Source organism: Streptomyces sp. bgisy100, assembly GCF_057709105.1.
In genome coordinates this window covers 1-18,952 of record NZ_JBYITE010000053.1, presented here as the reverse complement: position 1 = coordinate 18,952, position 18,952 = coordinate 1, and the positions used below count along the sequence as shown (strand labels likewise).

At 72.0% G+C, this 18,952-nt stretch carries 16 protein-coding genes and 2 pseudogenes; 7 read left to right on the top strand and 11 right to left on the bottom strand.

Features of this window, described 5'->3' with window-relative positions; translation table 11 throughout:
• Positions 1–258: 258 nt before the first annotated feature.
• From AC3EQ1_RS26725 to AC3EQ1_RS26715, 3 genes are all read left to right on the top strand, one after another.
• Complete coding sequence (locus AC3EQ1_RS26725; RefSeq protein ID WP_432096891.1) at positions 259–1,563, top strand: sensor histidine kinase; 1,305 nt, start codon at positions 259–261, stop codon at positions 1,561–1,563.
• A complete protein-coding gene (locus AC3EQ1_RS26720) occupies positions 1,560–2,228 on the top strand; it encodes a response regulator (protein ID WP_432096890.1) in 669 nt (222 codons plus the stop codon). Before AC3EQ1_RS26725 ends, AC3EQ1_RS26720 begins: the two co-directional genes overlap by 4 nt.
• 149 nt (positions 2,229–2,377) lie before the next feature.
• Positions 2,378–3,592: a cytochrome P450 gene (locus AC3EQ1_RS26715; RefSeq protein ID WP_432096889.1), complete on the top strand. Its 1,215-nt coding sequence runs from the start codon at positions 2,378–2,380 to the stop codon at positions 3,590–3,592.
• 65 nt (positions 3,593–3,657) lie between these two features.
• On the opposite strand, the gene AC3EQ1_RS26710 is transcribed toward AC3EQ1_RS26715, so the two are convergent.
• On the bottom strand, positions 3,658–4,041 hold the full coding sequence (locus tag AC3EQ1_RS26710; protein ID WP_432096888.1) for a winged helix-turn-helix transcriptional regulator: 384 nt from the start codon (positions 4,039–4,041) through the stop codon (positions 3,658–3,660).
• Between the two features lie 101 nt (positions 4,042–4,142).
• Here AC3EQ1_RS26710 and AC3EQ1_RS26705 point away from each other — a divergent pair, with 101 nt between their 5' ends.
• The gene (locus tag AC3EQ1_RS26705) at positions 4,143–4,544 is read left to right on the top strand and encodes a RidA family protein (protein ID WP_432096887.1); all 402 of its coding nucleotides are present in this window, start codon (positions 4,143–4,145) and stop codon (positions 4,542–4,544) included.
• A 143-nt stretch (positions 4,545–4,687) separates the two neighbouring features.
• Here the strand turns inward: AC3EQ1_RS26705 and AC3EQ1_RS26700 are convergent, their stop codons facing one another.
• Positions 4,688–6,328, bottom strand: a complete 1,641-nt coding sequence (locus AC3EQ1_RS26700; protein WP_432096886.1) for an ABC transporter permease — start codon at positions 6,326–6,328, stop codon at positions 4,688–4,690.
• Positions 6,325–7,320 carry an ABC transporter ATP-binding protein gene (locus AC3EQ1_RS26695; RefSeq protein ID WP_432096885.1) on the bottom strand — a complete coding sequence of 332 codons (996 nt, stop codon included), beginning with the start codon at positions 7,318–7,320 and terminating at the stop codon, positions 6,325–6,327. Before AC3EQ1_RS26695 ends, AC3EQ1_RS26700 begins: the two co-directional genes overlap by 4 nt.
• 91 nt (positions 7,321–7,411) lie before the next feature.
• Between AC3EQ1_RS26695 and AC3EQ1_RS26690 the strand changes: the two genes are divergently transcribed.
• Positions 7,412–7,981, top strand: a complete 570-nt coding sequence (locus AC3EQ1_RS26690) for a GbsR/MarR family transcriptional regulator (protein WP_432096884.1) — start codon at positions 7,412–7,414, stop codon at positions 7,979–7,981.
• 117 nt (positions 7,982–8,098) lie between these two features.
• Here the strand turns inward: AC3EQ1_RS26690 and AC3EQ1_RS26685 are convergent, their stop codons facing one another.
• The 6 genes and pseudogenes from AC3EQ1_RS26685 to AC3EQ1_RS26660 form a co-directional block, all read right to left on the bottom strand.
• Positions 8,099–8,917: a DUF433 domain-containing protein gene (locus AC3EQ1_RS26685; protein WP_432096883.1), complete on the bottom strand. Its 819-nt coding sequence runs from the start codon at positions 8,915–8,917 to the stop codon at positions 8,099–8,101.
• A gap of 80 nt (positions 8,918–8,997) precedes the next feature.
• Positions 8,998–10,125, bottom strand: a complete 1,128-nt coding sequence (locus tag AC3EQ1_RS26680; RefSeq protein WP_432096882.1) for a hypothetical protein — start codon at positions 10,123–10,125, stop codon at positions 8,998–9,000.
• 394 nt (positions 10,126–10,519) lie between these two features.
• Positions 10,520–11,350 carry a class I SAM-dependent methyltransferase gene (locus AC3EQ1_RS26675; protein ID WP_432096881.1) on the bottom strand — a complete coding sequence of 277 codons (831 nt, stop codon included), beginning with the start codon at positions 11,348–11,350 and terminating at the stop codon, positions 10,520–10,522.
• Between the two features lie 231 nt (positions 11,351–11,581).
• A complete protein-coding gene (locus AC3EQ1_RS26670; RefSeq protein ID WP_432096880.1) occupies positions 11,582–11,797 on the bottom strand; it encodes a DUF397 domain-containing protein in 216 nt (71 codons plus the stop codon).
• Positions 11,798–11,825: 28 nt separating this feature from the next.
• Positions 11,826–11,948 (bottom strand): annotated as a pseudogene (locus tag AC3EQ1_RS26665) (DUF397 domain-containing protein); the annotation flags it as partial.
• Positions 11,917–12,831: a helix-turn-helix domain-containing protein gene (locus AC3EQ1_RS26660; protein WP_432096912.1), complete on the bottom strand. Its 915-nt coding sequence runs from the start codon at positions 12,829–12,831 to the stop codon at positions 11,917–11,919. The pseudogene AC3EQ1_RS26665 and the gene AC3EQ1_RS26660, both read right to left, overlap by 32 nt.
• A 371-nt stretch (positions 12,832–13,202) precedes the next feature.
• On the opposite strand from AC3EQ1_RS26660, the pseudogene AC3EQ1_RS26655 reads away from it, so the two are divergent.
• Positions 13,203–13,589 (top strand): annotated as a pseudogene (locus AC3EQ1_RS26655) (ATP-binding protein); the annotation flags it as partial.
• 228 nt (positions 13,590–13,817) lie between these two features.
• On the opposite strand, the gene AC3EQ1_RS26650 reads toward AC3EQ1_RS26655, so the two are convergent.
• Complete coding sequence (locus AC3EQ1_RS26650; protein WP_432096879.1) at positions 13,818–15,002, bottom strand: diacylglycerol kinase family protein; 1,185 nt, start codon at positions 15,000–15,002, stop codon at positions 13,818–13,820.
• Positions 15,003–15,177: 175 nt separating this feature from the next.
• On the opposite strand from AC3EQ1_RS26650, the gene AC3EQ1_RS26645 reads away from it, so the two are divergent.
• Positions 15,178–16,461: an adenylosuccinate synthase gene (locus AC3EQ1_RS26645; RefSeq protein ID WP_432096878.1), complete on the top strand. Its 1,284-nt coding sequence runs from the start codon at positions 15,178–15,180 to the stop codon at positions 16,459–16,461.
• A gap of 213 nt (positions 16,462–16,674) precedes the next feature.
• Here the strand turns inward: AC3EQ1_RS26645 and AC3EQ1_RS26640 are convergent, their stop codons facing one another.
• A complete protein-coding gene (locus AC3EQ1_RS26640; protein ID WP_432096877.1) occupies positions 16,675–18,513 on the bottom strand; it encodes a serine/threonine-protein kinase in 1,839 nt (612 codons plus the stop codon).
• Positions 18,514–18,952 lie beyond the last annotated feature (439 nt).

Genomic DNA, 18,952 nt, shown 5'->3' with positions numbered 1-18,952 from the left:
CCCGCGTCCCCGGAACCGGAGCTGTTCCAGCCGGCACAGCTGTTCCCGCCGGCACCGGGGCCCTTCGCGGGGGCAGCCCCCGCCAAAAGCCCCGGTCTCCGCGGAGACCTCGTCCTCCGCGGAGTCTCCGGGGGCCGGGACGCACCCGCCCCCGGTGCGTTCACGCTCCGTGGATACCTCGTCATCCTTGAGACGGACGAGAAGATGTCAGCTTTGTCGGTGACGACGCCCGGCCCCGTACTGCGTAGCGTGCTGCCTGTGAATGAGACGACAACCGCGTGGACCGAGTCCCGCATAGCCCGGACCGCCTGGCAGGCGGTGCGCCACGACCTGATCGAGGACGCCTGGGCCCTCCGACCGCTGCCGCCGCTGCGCTCCGAGCGCTTCGTCCGCTGGCCGCGGATCGAGCGGATCGGTGGCCGCTGGCTCCCCCATGCGACGGTCGCCTTCCTCGCGCTGTTCATCACGATGGCGGAGATGTCGACCCGCTACAGCACGTCGGCACCCGGGAACATCATCGACTTCTGCCTGGTGCTGACCCAGACCCTGCCGGTGCTGCTGGCCCTGCTCCGGCCGGTCGGCGCCTTCTGGGCGTCGCTCGCGGCCACCGTCGCGTCCCCGGTGACCGGCGAATGGGGCAGCCCCGGCATCATGGCGCTCGTCACCGTCATGGTCCTGGTGGCGCTGCGCAGCCGGCCCCGGGTGGCCGTGGAGATGTGGCTGATCTCGGTGGCGGCCGCCCTGCTGGTCGACATGGTGCTCAACGACGGCTACCGCACCGTGATGTTCCTCCCGCTGGCCTTCTTCTCCGCCGTCCTTCTCGCCACCGCCGTCGCCCTGCGCGGCTGGCGGCAGGCCCGCGGCGAGGTCGCCGAACAGGAGACCCTGGTCGCCGACGTCCGCGGCCAGCACTCGCTGCTGGAGGAGCGCGCGCGGATCGCCCGCGAACTGCACGACGTCGTCGCCCACCACATGTCGGTGATCGCGATCCAGGCCGAGGCCGCCCCGTACCGGGTCAGCGATCCGCCCGAGGAGCTGACGAAGAGCTTCGGCACCATTCGCAGCAGCGCGGTCGAGGCGCTCGCCGAACTGCGCCGGGTGCTGGGCGTCCTGCGCTTCGAGAGCGCCGACGACCAGCAGCTGCCCGACGCGCCGCAGCCCGACCTCTCCCGGCTCGACGAACTCGTCGACGGCGTCCGGTCCGTGGGCCTGACCGTCGAGGTCGCGCGCTTCGGAGCGCAGCGGACCCTGCCCCAGGGCGTCGAGCTGTCGGCCTTCCGCATCATCCAGGAAGGGCTGAGCAACGCGCTGCGCCACGCGCCCGGCTCGCGGGTCAGGGTGGAGGTCAGCTACGTCCTCACCGGCCTCGGCCTGCGGATCGTCAACACCCCGCCGACCGCGAAGGTGCAGCCCTCCCCGGGCATGGGCCACGGGGTGATGGGCATGCGCGAGCGTGCCGCGATGCTCGGCGGCGAGCTGACCGCCGGACCCACCGCCGACGGGGGCTTCGAGGTCTCGGCCTTCCTCCCGCTCGACCAGCCGGCCGAGGAGGCCACCGCATGACCATCCGGGTGCTGATCGCCGACGACCAGATGATGGTCCGCGAGGGTTTCTCCGTGCTGCTTAACGCGCAGCCCGACATGGAGGTGGTCGGCGAGGCCCTCGACGGCCGCGAGGCGGTCGGCCAGGTGGAGACCCTCCGCCCCGACGTGGTGCTGATGGACATCCGGATGCCCGGCATGAACGGCCTGGAGGCCACCCGCCGGATCGCCGAGGCACGGCAGGACGACGCGGGCGCCCGGGTGCTCATCCTCACCACCTTCGACCTGGACGAGTACGTCTACGAAGCGCTCCGGGCGGGCGCCTCCGGCTTCCTGCTCAAGGACGCCTCCGCCCGGCAGCTCGCCGACGCGGTACGGATCGTGGCGGCGGGCGAGGCGCTGCTCGCCCCGACCGTCACCAAGCGGCTGCTGGCCGAGTTCACCCGGCTCGGCGCGCCGCGCGCCCCGCGGATGGACCGGATCGAGGCGCTGACCGAGCGCGAGACCGAGGTGCTCGCCCAGATCGCGCAGGGGCTGTCCAACGGGGAGATCGCGGGCCGCCTGGTGGTCACCGAGGCCACCGTCAAGACCCATGTGAGCCGCATCCTGGTGAAGCTCGGGCTGCGCGACCGTACGCAGGCGGCGGTCTTCGCGTACGAGATCGGGCTGGTGACGCCGGGCGGATAGCCGCGGGGCGGGCGGGACGCCGGTGCGGCCCGCCGGTACGGGGGCGCCGGGGGCCCGGGGATGCCATGGGTACGGGCCGTCCGGGTCCGCCCCGCACCGGGCCCGGGCGATCAGGGGCGGGCAGCCGTACTCCTGGGTACGGTCTGCCCATGAATGCAGCCGCAGCCGTCTTCGACCCGTGGTCGCCCGCCTTCGTCGCGGACCCGTATCCCGCCTACGCGGGGCTGCGGGAGACGGGCCGGGTGCACTGGTACGAGCCGACCGGGCAGTGGCTGATCCCCCGGCACGCCGATGTCAGCGCGCTGCTCCGCGACCGCCGGCTGGGCCGCACGTATCTGCACCGGTTCAGCCACGAGGAGTTCGGCCGCACCCCGCCGCCGCCCGAGCACGAGCCGTTCCATGTGCTCAACGGCAACGGCCTGTTGGACCTGGAGCCGCCGGACCACACACGGATCCGCCGGCTGATCTCCAAGGCGTTCACCGCGCGCACCGTGCAGCGGCTGACCCCGGCGGTGGAGCGGATGGCCGCCGAGCTCGCCGACGAGCTGTGCGCACGGGGCGGCGGCGACCTGATCGAGCTGGTCGCCGAACCGCTGCCGGTCGCGGTGATCGCGGAGATGCTGGGCATTCCGCGCGCGGACCGCGGGCTGCTGCGACCCTGGTCGGCCGATATCGTCGGGATGTTCGAGCTCAACCCGACGGAGGAGGCGGCGCGCCGGGCCGTCCGGGCCTCGGTGGAGTTCTCGGCCTATCTGCGCGACCTGATCGCCGAGCGTCGTGCCGCCCCCGGTGACGACCTGATCAGCGCCCTGATCGCGGCCCACGACGCGGACGACCGGCTCAGCGAGCAGGAGATGATCTCGACCTGTGTACTGCTGCTGAACGCCGGCCACGAGGCCACCGTCAACACCACGGCCAACGGCTGGCTGGCGCTCTTCCGCAACCCGGACCAGCTGGCCGCGCTGCGCGCCGACCCCGCCCTGCTGCCCACCGCGGTCGAGGAACTGATGCGGTACGACACCCCGTTGCAGATGTTCGAGCGCTGGGTGCTGGACGACATCGAGATCGCGGGCAGGACCCTTTCGCGGGGCGCGGAGGTGGCGCTGCTGTTCGGCTCCGCCAACCGGGATCCGGAGCGGTTCCCCGACCCGGACTGCCTGGATCTCACCCGCTCCGACAACCCGCATCTGACCTTCGGCGCCGGTATCCACTACTGCCTGGGCGCCCCGCTGGCCCGCATCGAACTCGCCGCGTCCTTCGGCGCCCTGCTGGAGCGGGCGCCGGGGCTGCGCCTGGTCTCCGAACCGCGCTGGAAGCCGGGCTATGTGATCCGCGGCCTGGAGGAACTGGTCGTCGAGGTCTGACGGGCGGCTTCGCTCACGTCGGGCAACGGCGAAGCGCGCAACGGGAGTGTGGCGCTGTGCGCCCGTCAGGCGTCGAAGTCACGGCGCGCGCCCTCGATGTGACCGAGGTACCGGTGGGTCCAGCCGCAGATGGCGTCGACCGTGGCGCGCAGGGCCCGGCCGGGCTCGGTGAGGGTGTACTCGACCCGCGGCGGCACGGTGGGGTGCACCTTCCGGTCGACCAGGCCGTTGCGCTCCAGCATGCGCAGGTTCTGGGTGAGCATCTTGTGGCTGATGCCCTCGACCTCGTTCCGCAGTGCGCTGAAGCGCAGGGTGCGCTCGCCGAGCGCCTCGATGATCAGGAGCGCCCACTTGTTGGCGACGTCCGAGAAGATCTCCCGCGCCAGGGAGTCCGCGCGCCGCAGGTCGGCGTCCTCGGGCAGGCCTTCGAGCATGTGCTTGGTCACCATCAGGTTCCTCAGTCACCGAAAAGTGCGTTCTTCCAGTTCAGGCCTCACTCTCCTACGGTTCCTGAGTAACCACAAGAGAGCTGATCGGGAAGGCGTGCACCATGACCGTCATCGATGTCTTCAACCACGATGTGCCGGCCGAGAACGACTTCGGCTACTCGCAGGCGATCAGGTCCGGCGAGCTGATCCACGTCTCCGGACAGGTCTCGCTCGACGAGGCGGGCGCGTTCCTCCACGCGGACGACTTCGCCGCCCAGCTCCGGCAGACCTACGCCAACCTGGACAAGGTCCTGGACCACTACGGAGTCACCCGGAACCAGGTCGTCTCGCAGGTTCTGTACCTGGTGGACCTGCGGCAGAACGCCGCGGCGACGGCGGAGGGCAACCTGGCGTACTTCGGCGGCCACCGCCCGGCCAGCACGGTTCTCGGCGTCACCGAACTGGCCTTTCCCGGCCAGGTCGTCGAGATCAGCTTCGTCGTGGACACGAGACTGCCCGCCTGAGCCGGCCCGCGGCGCGTCCGGGCGCCGGCCGGCGTCGTCCGCCCCGGCGGCTGCCGGTCGGCCCGCGTCCGCCTGCGCGGGCCGCCGGCCGATGACTGGCCGGCGGCCGGCCGAGCAGCCGGCCGCCAACGGGCAAACGATGGTCAGCCGATGTCCCGGCGGCGGAACGCCAGCAGCCCGGCACCCGCGAGCGCCGCCGCCAGCAGCGTCAGCCAGAGGAACGGAGCCGCGTGCGCCTGGGCGCCCGGCAGCTTCGGCAGGTGGCTGAAGGGCGACAGATTCATGGCCCACTGCGGCAGCTCGACCGACGGCCCGAGCCAGCCGATGCCGAGCCAGGCGCCCGCCACTCCCCACGCCACCGGGGTCGCCCTCGGCAGGGCCCCGAACAGCAGCATCGCGCACCCGGCCGCCAGCCACACCGCCGGCACCTGGGCCAGTGACGCCCCCAGCACGCGGGGGAGTTCGTCCCCCAGGCCGCCCGCGGTCGCCCCGTAGCCGACGCCCATCGCGACGCCGCAGGCGAACAGCACCACGACCGTGCCCAGGAACGCTACGGCCAGATGGCTGCCCGCCCAGCGCAGCCGGCCCGCGGCGGTGGCGAGGACCGGCTCCGCGCGTCCCGCGGTCTCCTCGGACCGCAGCCGCAGCACGCTGCCCACGGCGAACAGGGCGGCCACCATGCCGAGGATGCCGGTCATCGCGGCGAGCGAGGAGTCCGCGAGGCCCTGATGGCCGCCCATCCGGTCGATGATCGCGCGGGTCTGTTCGTTGTCGTCCACCAGCTCGGCGGCGCCGTCCGTGATCGCCCCGAACACCAGGCCCGCGACGGCGAATCCGGCCGCCCAGCCGAGCAGCGAGCCGCGCTGGAGCCGCAGCGCCAGACTGTACGTCCCGCCGATCCGGCCGGCCGGCGGGCCGGGGCGGGACGGCAGGAAGCCCGCGCCGAGGTCCCGGCGGCCGGCCAGCGCAAAAGCCGTGGCCGTCGTCGCCGCGGTGAGCGCGACGAGCAGCAGCAGGATCCACCAGCGTTCGTCGGCGGCAGGCCGGACGTTCTCCGCCCAGCCGAGCGGCGACGCCCAGCCGAACGGGGAGGAGCCGTCGTCGGACACCACGTCCCCCGCCGTGCGCAGCACGAATGCCAGCCCCAGTACGGCCCCGGCCAGCCCCTTCGCGGGCCGGGCGCCCTCGGTGAGCTGCGCCGCGACCGCCGCGACACCGGCGAACGCCATGCCCACCGCGCCCAGGGTCAGGCCGAGCGCCAGGGAGCCGGCCGCCGACGCGCCGTACCCGGAGGCCGTGGCGGCGACCAGCAGCGCCAGCAGTGCGTTGGCCACCGCCGCGGCGAGCAGGGCCGCGGTCAGCGGGGCGCGGCGCCCCACCACGGCGGAGGACAGCAGTTCCTGACGGCCGGTGTCCTCCTCCTCGCGGGTGTGCCGGACCACGATGATCAGGCTCATCAGCGCGGCCAGCACCGTGCCGAAACCGAGGGACCGCCAGGCGATCAGCCCGCCCATCGTGTCCTGGAACACCGGCCCGTACAGGCCGCGCAGCGAACTGCTGGTGGTCATCGACTGTGCCACGTCGGCCCGTTTGGCCGCCGTGTCGTAGAGCTTCTCCAGCGAGGAGCCGGTCCCGGCGACGACGGCGGTCTGGGCGAGTACCCAGACGGGCATCATGACGCGGTCCCGGCGCAGGGCGAGCCGCAGCAGCGTGCCCGTCCCGGCGAGGCCGCCGCGGCGGCCCGGGAGGGCCCGGGCGGACGGGGCGTGGGCGACGGCGGTCACCGGACGGCCGCCGTCCGCGCGTCACCGGAGGCGGAGTCGCCGGATCCTGCGCCCCCTGGGGCCCGGCCGCCGTTCCGCTCCCCGCCCGGTTCCCCGTCCTGGTAGTGCCGGAGGAACAGTTCCTCCAGCGTGGGCGGCGTGCTGGTCAGGCTGCGCACCCCGGACTCGCTCAGCTGCCGCAGCACCCCGTCGAGCTTGTCGGTGTCGACCTGGAGCCGCACCCGCCTCCCCTGGATGTCGAGGTCGTGCACACCGGGGAGCCGGGAGAGCCCGTTCGGCGGCCCGGCGAGCTCGGCGCTGACCGACGTCCGGGTCAGATGCCGCAGGTCGGCGAGCGATCCGCTCTCCACGGTCCGGCCCCGGCGGATGATGCTGACCCGGTCGCACAGCGCCTCCACCTCGCTCAGCACATGGCTGGAGAGGAGGACGGTCCGGCCGCGCTCCCGCTCCTCCGCGACGCAACTCTGGAACACCTCCTCCATCAGCGGGTCCAGCCCCGAGGTGGGCTCGTCGAGGATCAGCAGGTCGACGTCGGAGGCGAACGCGGCGACCAGGGCGACCTTCTGCCGGTTGCCCTTCGAGTAGGCGCGGCCCTTCTTGGTCGGGTCGAGTTCGAAACGCTCCAGGAGCCGGGCGCGGCGGTGCGGGTCGAGCCGGCCGCGCAGCCGGCCGTAGAGGTCGATGGCCTCGCCGCCGGAGAGGTTCGGCCACAGGGTGACGTCGCCGGGGACGTATGCGATCCGGCGGTGCAGCTCGACGGCGTCGTGCCAGGGGTCCCCGCCGAGCAGCCGGACGGTGCCGCGGTCGGCCCGCAGCAGACCGAGGAGGACGCGGATGGTGGTGGACTTCCCGGCGCCGTTCGGGCCGAGGAAGCCGTGGACCTCGCCGGTCGCCACGTCGAGGTCGAGACCGTCGAGCGCGTGCGTCCGGCCGAAGGACTTGTGCAGGCCGGCCGTGTGGATCGCCGGCTCCGGTGAGAGGGCCTTGGTCATGCTTCTGAAAGTACGCTACTTTCAGAAACTTGTGAAGTTAAGGAAGCGTATAAACTCGGGAGGCGGCGTTGAGCAGGGGAGAGGATGAGGCGTGACCGACAGCGTGAGCAGGGCGGACGGAGCGGAGAGCCGTCCGGAACGGACCGGAACGGCGGCCCCCGCGGCGCCGACGGACCGGCGTGACGAGGACGCGGTCTCCCGGTTCGTCGAACGGTTCGCCGCCGAGCTGACCGCGGCCGGGATGCAGCGGATGGCCGCGCGCGTCTTCGCGGCCCTGCTCGCCTCCGACTCCGGCTCACTCACCTCGGCCGAACTCGCCGAGCAGCTGCGGATCAGCCCGGCCGCCGTCTCCGGCGCGATCAGCTACCTGACCCAGGTCAACATGGTCGGCCGGGAGCGCGAGCCCGGCTCACGCCGCGACCGCTACCGGCTGCACAACGAGCTCTGGTACGAGACGTTCACCCACCGCGACCAGGTCCTGACCCGCTGGGAGAAGACCCTCCGCGAGGGCGCCGCTTCTCTTGGCCCCGACAGCCCGGCCGGAACGAGGGTCGCCGAGACCGCCGAGTTCTTCGAGTTCCTGCAGAACGAACTGACCGGAATCATGGACCGCTGGCGCGAACGCCAGGAGGCGCGCGGCGGGGCCACGGCCTGGCGGTGAGCCCGCGGGCCGGGGCGGACACACCGGCTTCGGGGAGAGGTCGGCCCGGAGAACCCGGGTGCTGACATCCGACTCCTGGCGCACGGGTGACGAGTCATCCGGCGCTGCTTCGTTCCATCACAGGGCACTGCCCCGGTGGGGCCCACGAGCCGCGCGACGCAGGTGCTCCGCATCGAGATCGGCCAGTTCCTCCAGCGCAGCGGTGCGTTCGTCCTCGGTGACCGGCCCGTGCTCGGCCTCCAGCCACTCGACCAGTTCGGCGAGCCGGTCACGGTCCCGCTGGAGCGTCGCCGCGCGGCACAGCGCGTCGACCTGTTCCGGAGCCATGCCGAACCCGAAGGCGATCTCCTCCACCGTCTCCCCGGCCTCCCGGAGGTCGGTGACCGCCGTCACCGGGACGCGATTGGCCGCGATCACCGGCAGTCCGTGACCGAACCGCGGGTCGATCACGACCGGAACGGAGTCCGGGTACTGCCGGAGTCGCAGACTCGACGGGAAGTCGTCGTCCGCTTCCCAGCTGAGGCAGCGGAGACAGTCGGCCACAGCGTCCTGTACCGAAGTCCGCCCCTGCGGGGCCCGCCGGGCTTCGGGCAGCGTTGCGAAACGGGGCGTGACGAGGATGTCCGCACCCTCGGTTTCCATCCGCTTCGAGACCAGACCGAAGGGAGTCGCGAAGGCGTCCCGCACCACGGCTGCCGCCTCCCTGATCTCGCTCATGCGCAGTCCGAGCGCGTCCAGCGAACGCAGGACGTGAGCCTCGGCCACCCCGATGAACGGCACCGAAGGCTGCCCATTGCGGACGGGGGCCACGTGGTGCACGAGCGGAGCACCGGCAGCGGTGTCCGCCAGCCAGCAGGCAAGCACCGATGAAGGGATGCCCAGGTAGGAGCAGGTCTCGGCAGGTGTCAGCAGACCATCGGTACATCTGTCGATCAAGAGCTGCTCCGTTGGTGTGGGGACGCCCCGATGCGGCATGCCGCTCAGTAGACGGTCGAGTCCTGTTGCCTGGTTCGTGCTCAGCAGGCTGCCGACAGAGGCTCGTGACGGCTGGCGACCGCAGGGCTTTGATGATTGACACGGCAGTCGCGGCAACAGCCCGGTTCCGCCGCCCGGAAGGCGCGTTCGCAGCCGCCGTCGCAGGTCTGCCAGGGCAGGACGACGGGTTTGGCGGGGGCGTCTGGTACGACAGTGCTCGGTGGCGGCGCGGCCACGGGTGGCTCGTCGAGCCGGTAGGCCAGGATGCGGGCCGGCCGCGCCCGGAAACGGTCCGGGAGTCCGGTGGTGAGGAGATCGGTGATCTCCTTCTGCCCGACCCCTCGCGCGAGCCACAGGCTCACGGCCGGGGCGAGCCGGTCGACCTCCCGCCGGGACAGGATCAGCCGGGGGTCGCGGATGCGCAGCGAGGCGAGGATGACCAGGGCCCGTGGGTCCGTTCGCGGCACTGGGCCCTGCTCCGGGGCGGGTTCGCTCTCCGGGGCTGGTTCACGTTCCAGGGCAGGTTCTCTCTCCCCGACCGGTTCCCGTTCCGGGGCCGGAGGTGAGAGCGAGGGGTCCGGCGCATCCATACGCTCCGGCGGGACCGCAGGGACGGACCCAGGCGCGGGCGCCGTGGGCTGCGCGAGGCGAGTGGACTGTGTGAAGCGCGTGGAGCGCGTCTCCGGGGTGCGTGCAGCGGGTGGCGGTGCGGACCGTGTGGGCGTCGGCTGTACGAGGCCGGACCGCGCGGGCGGTGTCGGCTGTGCGGGGCCGGACCGGGGTAAGGGACCGCGCCTCGGCACGTCGCCGGTGGGTGCGTCTCCCGGCACATCGTTGAAGAACGTCCGCGTACGGATCACCCCGCCGGGCCCGCGCACGCGGCGCCGCTCCAGATACCCGGCCGCCTCCAGCTCCCGGAGCGCCCGCGAGATGAGGATCTCGCCCTCGGTGAAGTGGCGGCACAGGGCCGCGATGCTCACGGGGGCGCCGTCCGGCAGGGAGAGGATGTACGCCGCGACGCCGACCGTGACCGCGCTTCCGCGGCGCTGCGCCAAGGTGTTGGCGATCACGGTGAAGTCGGCGGTGAGACGGGTGCGGAGATGGATCACGCCGGAGGTCGGTGACCCGGCGTCAGCGCGCAGGCGCGCGTTAGACTGCGGTCCAGCCATCGGGAAGGGATCACTTCCTGATCGGTGAGGCCCTCGATCGGGATGCCAGTCCCGGCCGGGGGCCGTATTCGTTTTCGCTTGTCGCGGCGAACGTAACCGCCTGCTTCCCCCACCCGCAAGCCGGTCACCCGTCCGGGTGATGTGGCGGGAGGGGAGGGAGGGTTGGGGTTCTTTCCCCAGGTCCTTTGGGGAGCCACGCGGCCCACCGGAGCCCGGTGGACGGGGGTCCGGCGAGGCCGGTCCTGGCCCTGGGGACCCAGCGACGACCGGTGCGCGGCGGGCGAGGGGGTGGTCGGCTGGGGACCGCACGTGCCGGAGGCGTGCGTCGGCTCGAACGGTGTCGGCCTCCATAAGGCGCTGCTGATCCCCACTTGGTCCGTGCGGACTGGGGCGTCTACGTACTCGCCGGGTGAGGACCGCGGCAGACGAGCAAGCCACCAAGGCAATGGATGCGGAAAGCACCTTCTGTGCGGATGGTCTCGCTAATTCGTTCGCGTGCGCGGTCGAGGGTTTCGCGGAACGGGACGCCCATCTGATCAGCCCAGGCTGCGTACGAGGCCAAGTGGGCGACGACCGGTTCAGCATCGGTAACCGCGATCACTCCGGGGAGGGGGATCGTGCGGACTTCGGTGAAGAACGCGCCGAGCATCGCCGGAGCGTCCTCCAGAGTGAAGCGCGCTGACAACTGCACTCGGGCCGGCCCCTCCGGGATGCCCAGAACGTCACCTGCGGCCTGGCGCCAGAGGTTCTCCAGCTCCCGCTTGTCGGTGAGGCTATTGGTGGAAACGATCGCGATGCCGTCGGGTGCCAGGACACGAGCCAGTTCGCGCACAGCCCGGGACCGGTCCTCCACGTGGTACAGCATGTGCAGCGCGAGCACAGCACCAAGTGACTCACCATCGATGGGTAGTTGCTGAGCGTCTGCGACGACGGCTCCGGGAATATCGCCGAGGATGCCTTGAGAGACGTCCATAGGGATCACCGTCAAGTCGCGGCGTTTCTCGCGAAGGCGCTGTACGAACTTTCCGTTGCCGCATCCCACATCAGCGACCCGGCCACCTACCCCGGCCAACTCGTCCACGACCATGCCCGGAAGGTCGTGGCGCGGCGTCTGCCATGCGTAGAGAGACTGGCGAGCAGCCAGGTGCTGACCGGAGCCGTACGCCTTGCTGGAAAGAAGGCCGCGGTCGGTGACGGAAGCGTCGCGCGTGTGCTGGGCGGTCATCACGTCTCCGTGGGGTCGCTGACGAGAGCGGGGGTGGGGCGTAGACGGGACGGGAAGCTGCGGTGACGTGGTTGCCCGCAACAGTTTGCCGAGGGAAGTGAGGCGGGACCCCAGCGTTTGATGAGGCGACCTTCCCCATTCCTTGCTGGAATTCTGGGGGTACGAGGCTGCCGGGACCCCGTGGACGGGGTCCCGGCGTGCCCGGCAGGCGCAGATCGGTGGCCGATGGACTCAGGCCTCGGCTGCAATCTTCAGTTCATCGATGAACGTGGCCCAGGAAGCCGCAGTGAAGACGAGCACTGTGCCGTTGGGGTCTTTGCTGTCGCGGACGGAGACGAGGCCGGGCAGTCCGTCGGCGACCTCGACGCAATCGCCGCCTGCCTGGTTGCTGTGGCTGCTCTTGCGCCAGCTGGCATTGGTCAGGTCGGGACGGGACATTCGGTTCATGGTCGATGCCCTCCGGTTTCGGGACGACTCAGATGCGCCGGTCGGCCTTGACGTCAGCTATGAACGCAGCCCAGGCGTCGACGGGGAAGACCAGCGCCGGACCGCTGGGGTCTTTGCTGTCACGGACGGGGACGAGGCCGGGGAATCCGTCGGCGACCTCGACGCAGTTTCCCCCTGCCTGGTTGCTGTAGCTGCTCTTGCGCCAAGCGGCGCCGGTCAGATCGAGACGGGAAACTCGTTTCACCGTGGTTGCCCTCCATCACGGACCGGATCATGTCGAGTGACATGAGCGGGGGCAGGGCCGCTGCCCGCAGCCGATCGTAAATGACTGAGTACCGGCGAACATCTGCCGGTTCTTCGATGAGTTGGCCGTAGTCCGCGCCTTCCGTGTAGGCCATCTCGGTGGTGTCCGGCAGAGTCAACAAGGTCAGCGAACCGCCCATGGCTTCGTGCTCGCCTTGATCGAAGGGCAGGACCTGGATGGTGACACGAGGCTCGCTGGCCGCCTCCAATAGGCGTGCCAACTGCGCCTGCATGATGCGTTGTCCGCCGACCGGGCGTCTCAGTACGGCCTCGTCCAGGACGACCCACAGATAGGGGGAGTCTGGGGACGTCAACCGTTCCTGGCGGCCCATGCGGGCCGCTACCCGCTCCTCGAGTTGTTCTTCGCCGCTGAGTAGGGCGTCCAGCCGCAGAACCGTCCGTGCATAGTCCTCGGTCTGCAACAGGCCAGGCACCACATGGGCCGCATACTCACCGATCGCCACCGCCCTGGCCGAATGGGCCATGAACGCTCTCGACCAGTCCGGAAACGCCTCCCGGTGAACGTGCGGCCATAAGTCGACGAGCAGGTTGTCCGCCCCGAGCGCCCGGTCCAGGGCCTGGGCCATCTCGCGGGTCGGTCTGGCCCCTGAGCAGCGCTCGATCTGGGTGATCCGGGTGCTCACCACGTGGGTCTTCTCGCCCAGTTCCGCCTGGGTCAGCCCGGCCGCCGTCCGAAGCCTGCGGACGCGCGCCCCGAAGAGTGCCGCCATCGATTCAGCCGGCTCAATGCCCTTGGCCATGGGTTCACTTCCGTTCCTTACAGCCGGAAAGGTAAGGCTTCATCCCCTTCCGAGCCTAGGCCCGGCGGACGACTCTTGAGCACGGAACGTCACGATCCGCACACGCTGCGGTTCGTGCGCAGGATCGAACGACTGGGATGGACGGCACCGTGCTCAAGACCAAGGCACTGGCGGGCAATGGCCCGGAGCGGGAGCGGGAGCGGGAGACGGAGAGCCCCGCGAGGCCACGCGGCGTGGAGGGCAAGGAGAGGGAGGCGGAAGGGAAGGAGGCCGAGGACGGGGAGAGGAAGGCCGGGGATGCCGGGGCGGCAGCCGCCGGGACGGAGAGCCGGGAGTTCGCGATGCAGTTCACCTCGTCGCCCCGAGGCGCGCGGCTCGCCCGGCGGCTCGCCGTGCGGCGTCTGGCGGAGTGGGGTCACCCGCCCGCGTCGGACCCTTCGTGCACGGTCGCCCTGCTGGTCGGGGAGTTGACGGCCAACGCCGTGCGGCACGGGCGCGTACCCGGTCGGGACTTCCGGCTGCGTCTCGCCTGGGATGCAGCTGCCGAACTGATCCGCATCGAGGTCTCGGACGCCGGTCCGCAATGGCACGGGGCCGCCGGCTCGATGGCCCCGGCTCCCGGCCCCGACGACGAATCCGGCCGTGGGCTTCTCCTGGTGGATGCCCTGGCCGCCCGGTGGGGTGTGATGCCGCGCGCGGTCGTGGGCAAGACCGTATGGGCCGAGGTGCTGACGGAGTCCGGCCCGTTGACCCTTCCTCCCACGCCTGCGCCCCTGCAGGCGACGGCTGCACCCACCCATAGGCCTGCGCCTGCACGTGCACCATCGACGGCATCCACGCCATCGCCACCATCGATGCCGTAAGGCCCGGAGCTCAGCGGCCCGCCGGCCAGGACCGCATCACACCGGACCACGCCGGCCAGGCCCCCGCCAGGCCCCCCCGTCAGGCCCCCCGCCTCACCCCCGCGGCAGCGTCAGCCGCCACGCGCTCGGGAGGATCGTCCAGGTGCGGGTGCGGACCGGGCCGCGGAGGAGGGCGTCCGCGCGGTAGCGGAAGTCGGGGCCGGAGATTGTGACCGTGCGGGCCCGGGCGGTCAGCGGCTTCGGGCCGTCCTCGGTGGCTGGGCGGATGACGACCTGCACCAGGCCGTCGGCTTCGCCGCCCCGGCCGCCACCGGTCGTCACCGAGACGCCCGCGACGGGCTGGTCCAGGTCGACCAGCACCACGCCGTCGGCCTCGACCCGCAGCCGGTGGGTGCCGCCGTCACCGAGCCCGTGGCCCGCGGCCGCATCCGCCGGGAAGCCCGCCGGGGACGGCTGCGGCGGCACGCCCGCCAACAGCGATGCGCCTGATGTGTCCGTCCCGGTCGGCCGGCCCGTGCCGAGTATCCAGCCGGTTCCGCCGAGCCCGTCCGTCCCGCGAGACCCATCTGCCCCACGAGACCTGTCAGTCCCATGAGACCCGTCGGTCCCGCGAGAGCCGTCCGCGTCAGGAGACCCGTCCGCCCCGTGAGCACTGTCGGCCCCGTCCGCCCCGCCACGACCGTCCACACCACCCGCACCATCCGGATCATCCGCAGCCCGCGCCCCCGCAGCCCCCGTGCGCTGGCCCGCCAGGGTGCGGACCAGGGAGCGGCAGGTTCGCAGGCCCGGCTCCCACCACGGCCGCGGGGTGGTGCGGCCGGGGGAGAGGGACGGGTCGGGGACGGTCAGGCCGCCGAGGACCACGCCGTCGCTGTCGTCCACCAGGAGGTCCAGCTCGCGGTCCACCCCGTCCAGCACCGCGCGGGCCGCGGCGACCGGGCCCGTCGGCACGCCCAGGGCGCCCGCCAGGGCCACGGACGAGGGCGACGCCCCGACCGGGACCAGCGCCAGCGCCGCGTCACCCAGGACCCGCTCCCGGTGCAGCAGCCCGACGATGCGCAGCAGCGCCGCGTCGTCGCCGACCACCACCGGCCGCCTACTGCCCCGGCGGGACAGTGCCCGCGCGACCTCCTCGGGACCGTCCGGGAGGCAGATTTTCGCGGTCGCGCCGGCGCACAGCACATCTTTCGCGATCCGCACGGCCTCGCCGTCGGTCCGCCGTGCGACGGGGTCGATGACGACGAGCAGGGGGTGTCCGGTGGAAGCTGGAGCCGACACCTCGGTCCTTCCTCAGGTAATCTCTCGGTGCAAGAGCCCCTGTCGCTGTTGCGCCAGGGGCTTCGTCTATCCGGGGCACCGGTTCGACGGCTCTGGTGGCGGGGCGCGGCGAATTACGCCGTGCGATCGCCGCCGTGCACGTTGGACATGCCCCGCCCGGAAGGGGTGTACGCCTGTGCCCGCACTTGTGCTGCTCGGTGCTCAGTGGGGTGACGAGGGCAAGGGAAAGGCCACTGATCTGCTCGGTGGCTCCGTGGATTATGTGGTGCGCTACCAGGGCGGCAACAACGCCGGCCACACGGTCGTCGTCGGCGACCAGAAGTACGCGCTCCACCTCCTCCCCTCCGGGATTCTCTCGCCCGACTGCACGCCGGTCATCGGTAACGGTGTCGTCGTCGACCCGGCGGTCCTGCTCTCCGAGCTGAGCGGGCTGAACGAGCGCGGCGTCGACACCTCCAAGCTGCTGATCAGCGGCAACGCGCACTTGATCACGCCGTATCACACGACCGTCGACAAGGTGACGGAACGGTTCCTCGGCAAGCGGAAGATCGGTACGACCGGCCGGGGCATCGGTCCCGCCTACGCGGACAAGATCAACCGCGTCGGGATCCGCGTCCAGGACCTGTTCGACGAGTCGATCCTGGAGCAGAAGGTCGACGCGGCCCTCGACTTCAAGAACCAGATCCTGGCCAAGCTCTACAACCGCCGGGCGATCGAGCCCGGCCAGGTCGTGGAGGAGCTGCTCGGCTACGCGGACCGGATCCGCGGCTACGTGGCCGACACCACGCTGATCCTGAACAACGCCATCGACGAGGGCAAGGTCGTCCTCTTCGAAGGCGGGCAGGGCACGCTGCTCGATGTCGATCACGGCACGTACCCCTTCGTCACGTCCTCGAACCCGACCGCGGGCGGCGCCTGCACCGGTGCCGGCGTCGGCCCGACGAAGATCAGCCGGGTGATCGGCATCCTCAAGGCGTACACGACGCGCGTCGGCGCCGGTCCGTTCCCGACCGAGCTGTTCGACAAGGACGGCGAGGCGCTGCGCACCATCGGCGGTGAGCGTGGGGTCACCACCGGTCGCGACCGGCGCTGTGGCTGGTTCGATGCGGTTATCGCACGCTACGCGACCCGCGTCAACGGCCTGACCGACTTCTTCCTGACCAAGCTCGACGTGCTCACCGGCTGGGAGCAGATCCCGGTGTGCGTGGCGTACGAGATCGACGGCAAGCGGGTCGAGGAACTCCCCTACAGCCAGACCGACTTCCACCACGCGAAGCCGGTGTACGAGATGCTGCCGGGCTGGTCCGAGGACATCACGAAGGCCAAGACCTTCTCCGACCTGCCGAAGAACGCGCAGGGGTACGTCAAGGCGCTGGAGGAGATGTCCGGCGCCCCGATCTCCGCGATCGGCGTCGGCCCCGGCCGCACCGAGACGATCGAGATCAACTCGTTCATCTGAGGGCGGCCCACCGCTCCACGGACGGCGTTGCCGCTGCCCGGCCCTTGAGGCCGGCAGCGGCAGCGCCGTTTTCGTCCCACGGCCGGGGCGCTCGGCCCGCCGTGAGGCCGCTCGGCCCACCTCGGTGCAGGTGGGCGTTGGGGTATCGGCCCACCTCGGTGCAGGTGAGCATCGGGGTACCGGCCCACCTCAGTGCAGGTGAGCGTCGGAGTGTCAGTCCACCTTGGAGTAGGTGAGCACCGCGGCGCTGCCGTCGGAGAAGGTGCGCCGCAGGTGACCCGAGTCGGTCAGCTCCAGCGTCGTCACCGGCCCCGCCTTGCAGGACTGCGCGGTTCCGGCGGTCACCGTGGACGGCTCCAACTGGACCGGCGGGCCGACGGACCGCAGCGTCGCGGCGAACGAGCAGTGGTAGTTCGTCCCGTCCGCGGTCATGGTGAAGACCGCGTCCCCGGGGTCGCCCTGCCGCAGCGTGAACCGGCGCACGTCCGAGCCGCCCGCCCCCAGACGCGCCTCCCAGGTGCCCAGGTACTGCCGCGGGATGCCGCCGGACGCGCTCTCCGACGACGTTCCGGACTCCTTGCCGGAGGTCGCGGGCTCACCGGACCGCCGGGCGTTCACGGAGTCCTGCCGGGCGCCGCCGCCCGTGTGGCCCTGCTGCATCACGGTGTAGACGGTGGTGCCGCCGGCCACCGCCACCACCAGCGCGACCGCCACCATCAGGACGGTCGTCCGGCGCCGCCGCGGTTCCGGTTCGGGTGCGTACCCGACGGTGGTGGCGTACGGGCCGGGGTGCTGCGGCGCGGCGTATCCGGACGCCGGGTACCCCGCGGGCGGGTAGCCGTAGCCGCCGGCCGCCGCGGGGCCGTGACCGGGCTGCGGGTAGCCGTACGCCCCGGCGCCGGCCGGCGGCCCGTACGGCGGGGTGCCCTGGCCCGGGGGCGGCGTGCCGGGCGCGGAGATCATCGTTGGCAGGGCGTGCACCCCGCCCGTGGACGGCGCCGACGGCCCGGGAGCGGGGCCGGTGCCGGGCTGACCGGTAGCGGGGCCGCCGCCGTGCTGACCGGGAGCCGGCTGACCGGGAACGGGCTGTCCCGTGGCGGGCGGTACGGCAGCGGGCATTGGGGCAGCTGCCGGTGCGGGCGGCGGCTCCGGGTTCTCCGCGTCCAGCAGCTGGACGGCGTGCCGCCCCAGCTCGGCGACGAGACCGCCCGGCAGCCAGGGCTCCCCGGCGGCCGCTTCGGCGTCCGTGCGCTCCAGCACTTGGGCCGGGGTCGGCCGTTGCGCCGGGTCCTTGGCGAGACAGTCGGCGGCCAGTTCGCGCAGCCCCTCCGGCAGCGCGTCCAGGTTCGGCGCCTCCTCGGCGATCCGGAACATCAGCGCGACCCCGCTGGACGCGGAGCCGAACGGCAGCTTGCCGGTCGCCGCGTACGCCAGCACCGAGCCGAGGCAGAACACGTCGCACGCCGCGGTGATGCGCTCGCCGCGGACCTGCTCGGGTGACATGAAGCCGGGCGAGCCGACCAGCGAGCCGGTGCGGGTGAGCCCGTGCCCGTCGCCGGTCACGCTCTCCAGGGCCCGGGCGATACCGAAGTCGATCACGCGCGGCCCGTCGATGGTGACCAGCACGTTCGACGGCTTCAGATCGCGGTGGATCAGCCCGGCGCCGTGGATGTCCATCAGCGCGCGGGCCAGCCCGGCGGTCAGGAACCGTACGGACCGCTCGGGCAGCGGTCCGTGCCCGGCGATGACGCTCTGCAGCGAGGGCCCGGCGATGTAGCCGGTCGCCACCCAGGGCGTGGGCGCCTCGGTGTCGGCGTCCAGCACCGGCGCAGTCCACGCGCCGCCGACCCGGCGCGCCGCCTGAACCTCCTGCCGGAAGCGCCGGCGGAACTCCTCCTGTTCGGCCAGCTCCTGCCGGACCAGCTTCACCGCGACCGTACGGCCGCGGTCCGAACGGGCCAGGTACACCAGCCCCATGCCCCCCGCGCCGAGTCTTCCGAGCAGCCGGTACGCCCCGATCCGCTGCGGGTCATCGGACCTCAGTCCGTCCATGTCCCGTCCCCCTCCCCCTGGTTCCCCAACTACGCAGAGGATAGAGGCCGCGGCGGACGGTGGAGCGGGGCAATGCCCAGGCTTCCCCGGTGGAGTCCCCCGTCCCGGTGGTCTCTTCGGGCGGGCGGGTTTCCTCGTGGATCGCGGGTTTCGGGCCCGAGGGTTTCCTGGAGCCGGTGGGTTTCCCGGGGCCGCGGGTTTTCCTGGGCCCGCTGGATTTGCCGGGTCCGCGGGGGGTCGTGGTGCCGGGTGCCGGGGCCTGCGGGGTGGGGGGTTCCGGAACGTATATTTACGGCCCTGGGGGCCACAAATACACGGAAGCTTCCGGAACCCCCCACCCCTCCCCACGTCCCCGGGACCGGAGCTGTTCCAGCCGGCACAGCTGTTCCCGCCGGCACCGGGGCCCTTCGCGGGGGCAGCCCCTGCCAAAAGCCCCGGT

Bases quoted from the DNA above. Each gene is read 5' to 3' on its own strand.
- AC3EQ1_RS26720 (WP_432096890.1), top strand. From the start codon at position 1,560: ATGACCATCCGGGTGCTGATCGCCGACGACCAGATGATGGTCCGCGAG.
- AC3EQ1_RS26715 (WP_432096889.1), top strand. From the start codon at position 2,378: ATGAATGCAGCCGCAGCCGTCTTCGACCCGTGGTCGCCCGCCTTCGTC.
- AC3EQ1_RS26710 (WP_432096888.1), bottom strand. From the start codon at position 4,041: ATGGTGACCAAGCACATGCTCGAAGGCCTGCCCGAGGACGCCGACCTG.
- AC3EQ1_RS26705 (WP_432096887.1), top strand. From the start codon at position 4,143: ATGACCGTCATCGATGTCTTCAACCACGATGTGCCGGCCGAGAACGAC.
- AC3EQ1_RS26695 (WP_432096885.1), bottom strand. From the start codon at position 7,320: ATGACCAAGGCCCTCTCACCGGAGCCGGCGATCCACACGGCCGGCCTG.
- AC3EQ1_RS26680 (WP_432096882.1), bottom strand. From the start codon at position 10,125: ATGGCTGGACCGCAGTCTAACGCGCGCCTGCGCGCTGACGCCGGGTCA.
- AC3EQ1_RS26675 (WP_432096881.1), bottom strand. From the start codon at position 11,350: ATGACCGCCCAGCACACGCGCGACGCTTCCGTCACCGACCGCGGCCTT.
- AC3EQ1_RS26670 (WP_432096880.1), bottom strand. From the start codon at position 11,797: ATGAACCGAATGTCCCGTCCCGACCTGACCAATGCCAGCTGGCGCAAG.
- AC3EQ1_RS26660 (WP_432096912.1), bottom strand. From the start codon at position 12,831: ATGGCGGCACTCTTCGGGGCGCGCGTCCGCAGGCTTCGGACGGCGGCC.
- AC3EQ1_RS26640 (WP_432096877.1), bottom strand. From the start codon at position 18,513: ATGGACGGACTGAGGTCCGATGACCCGCAGCGGATCGGGGCGTACCGG.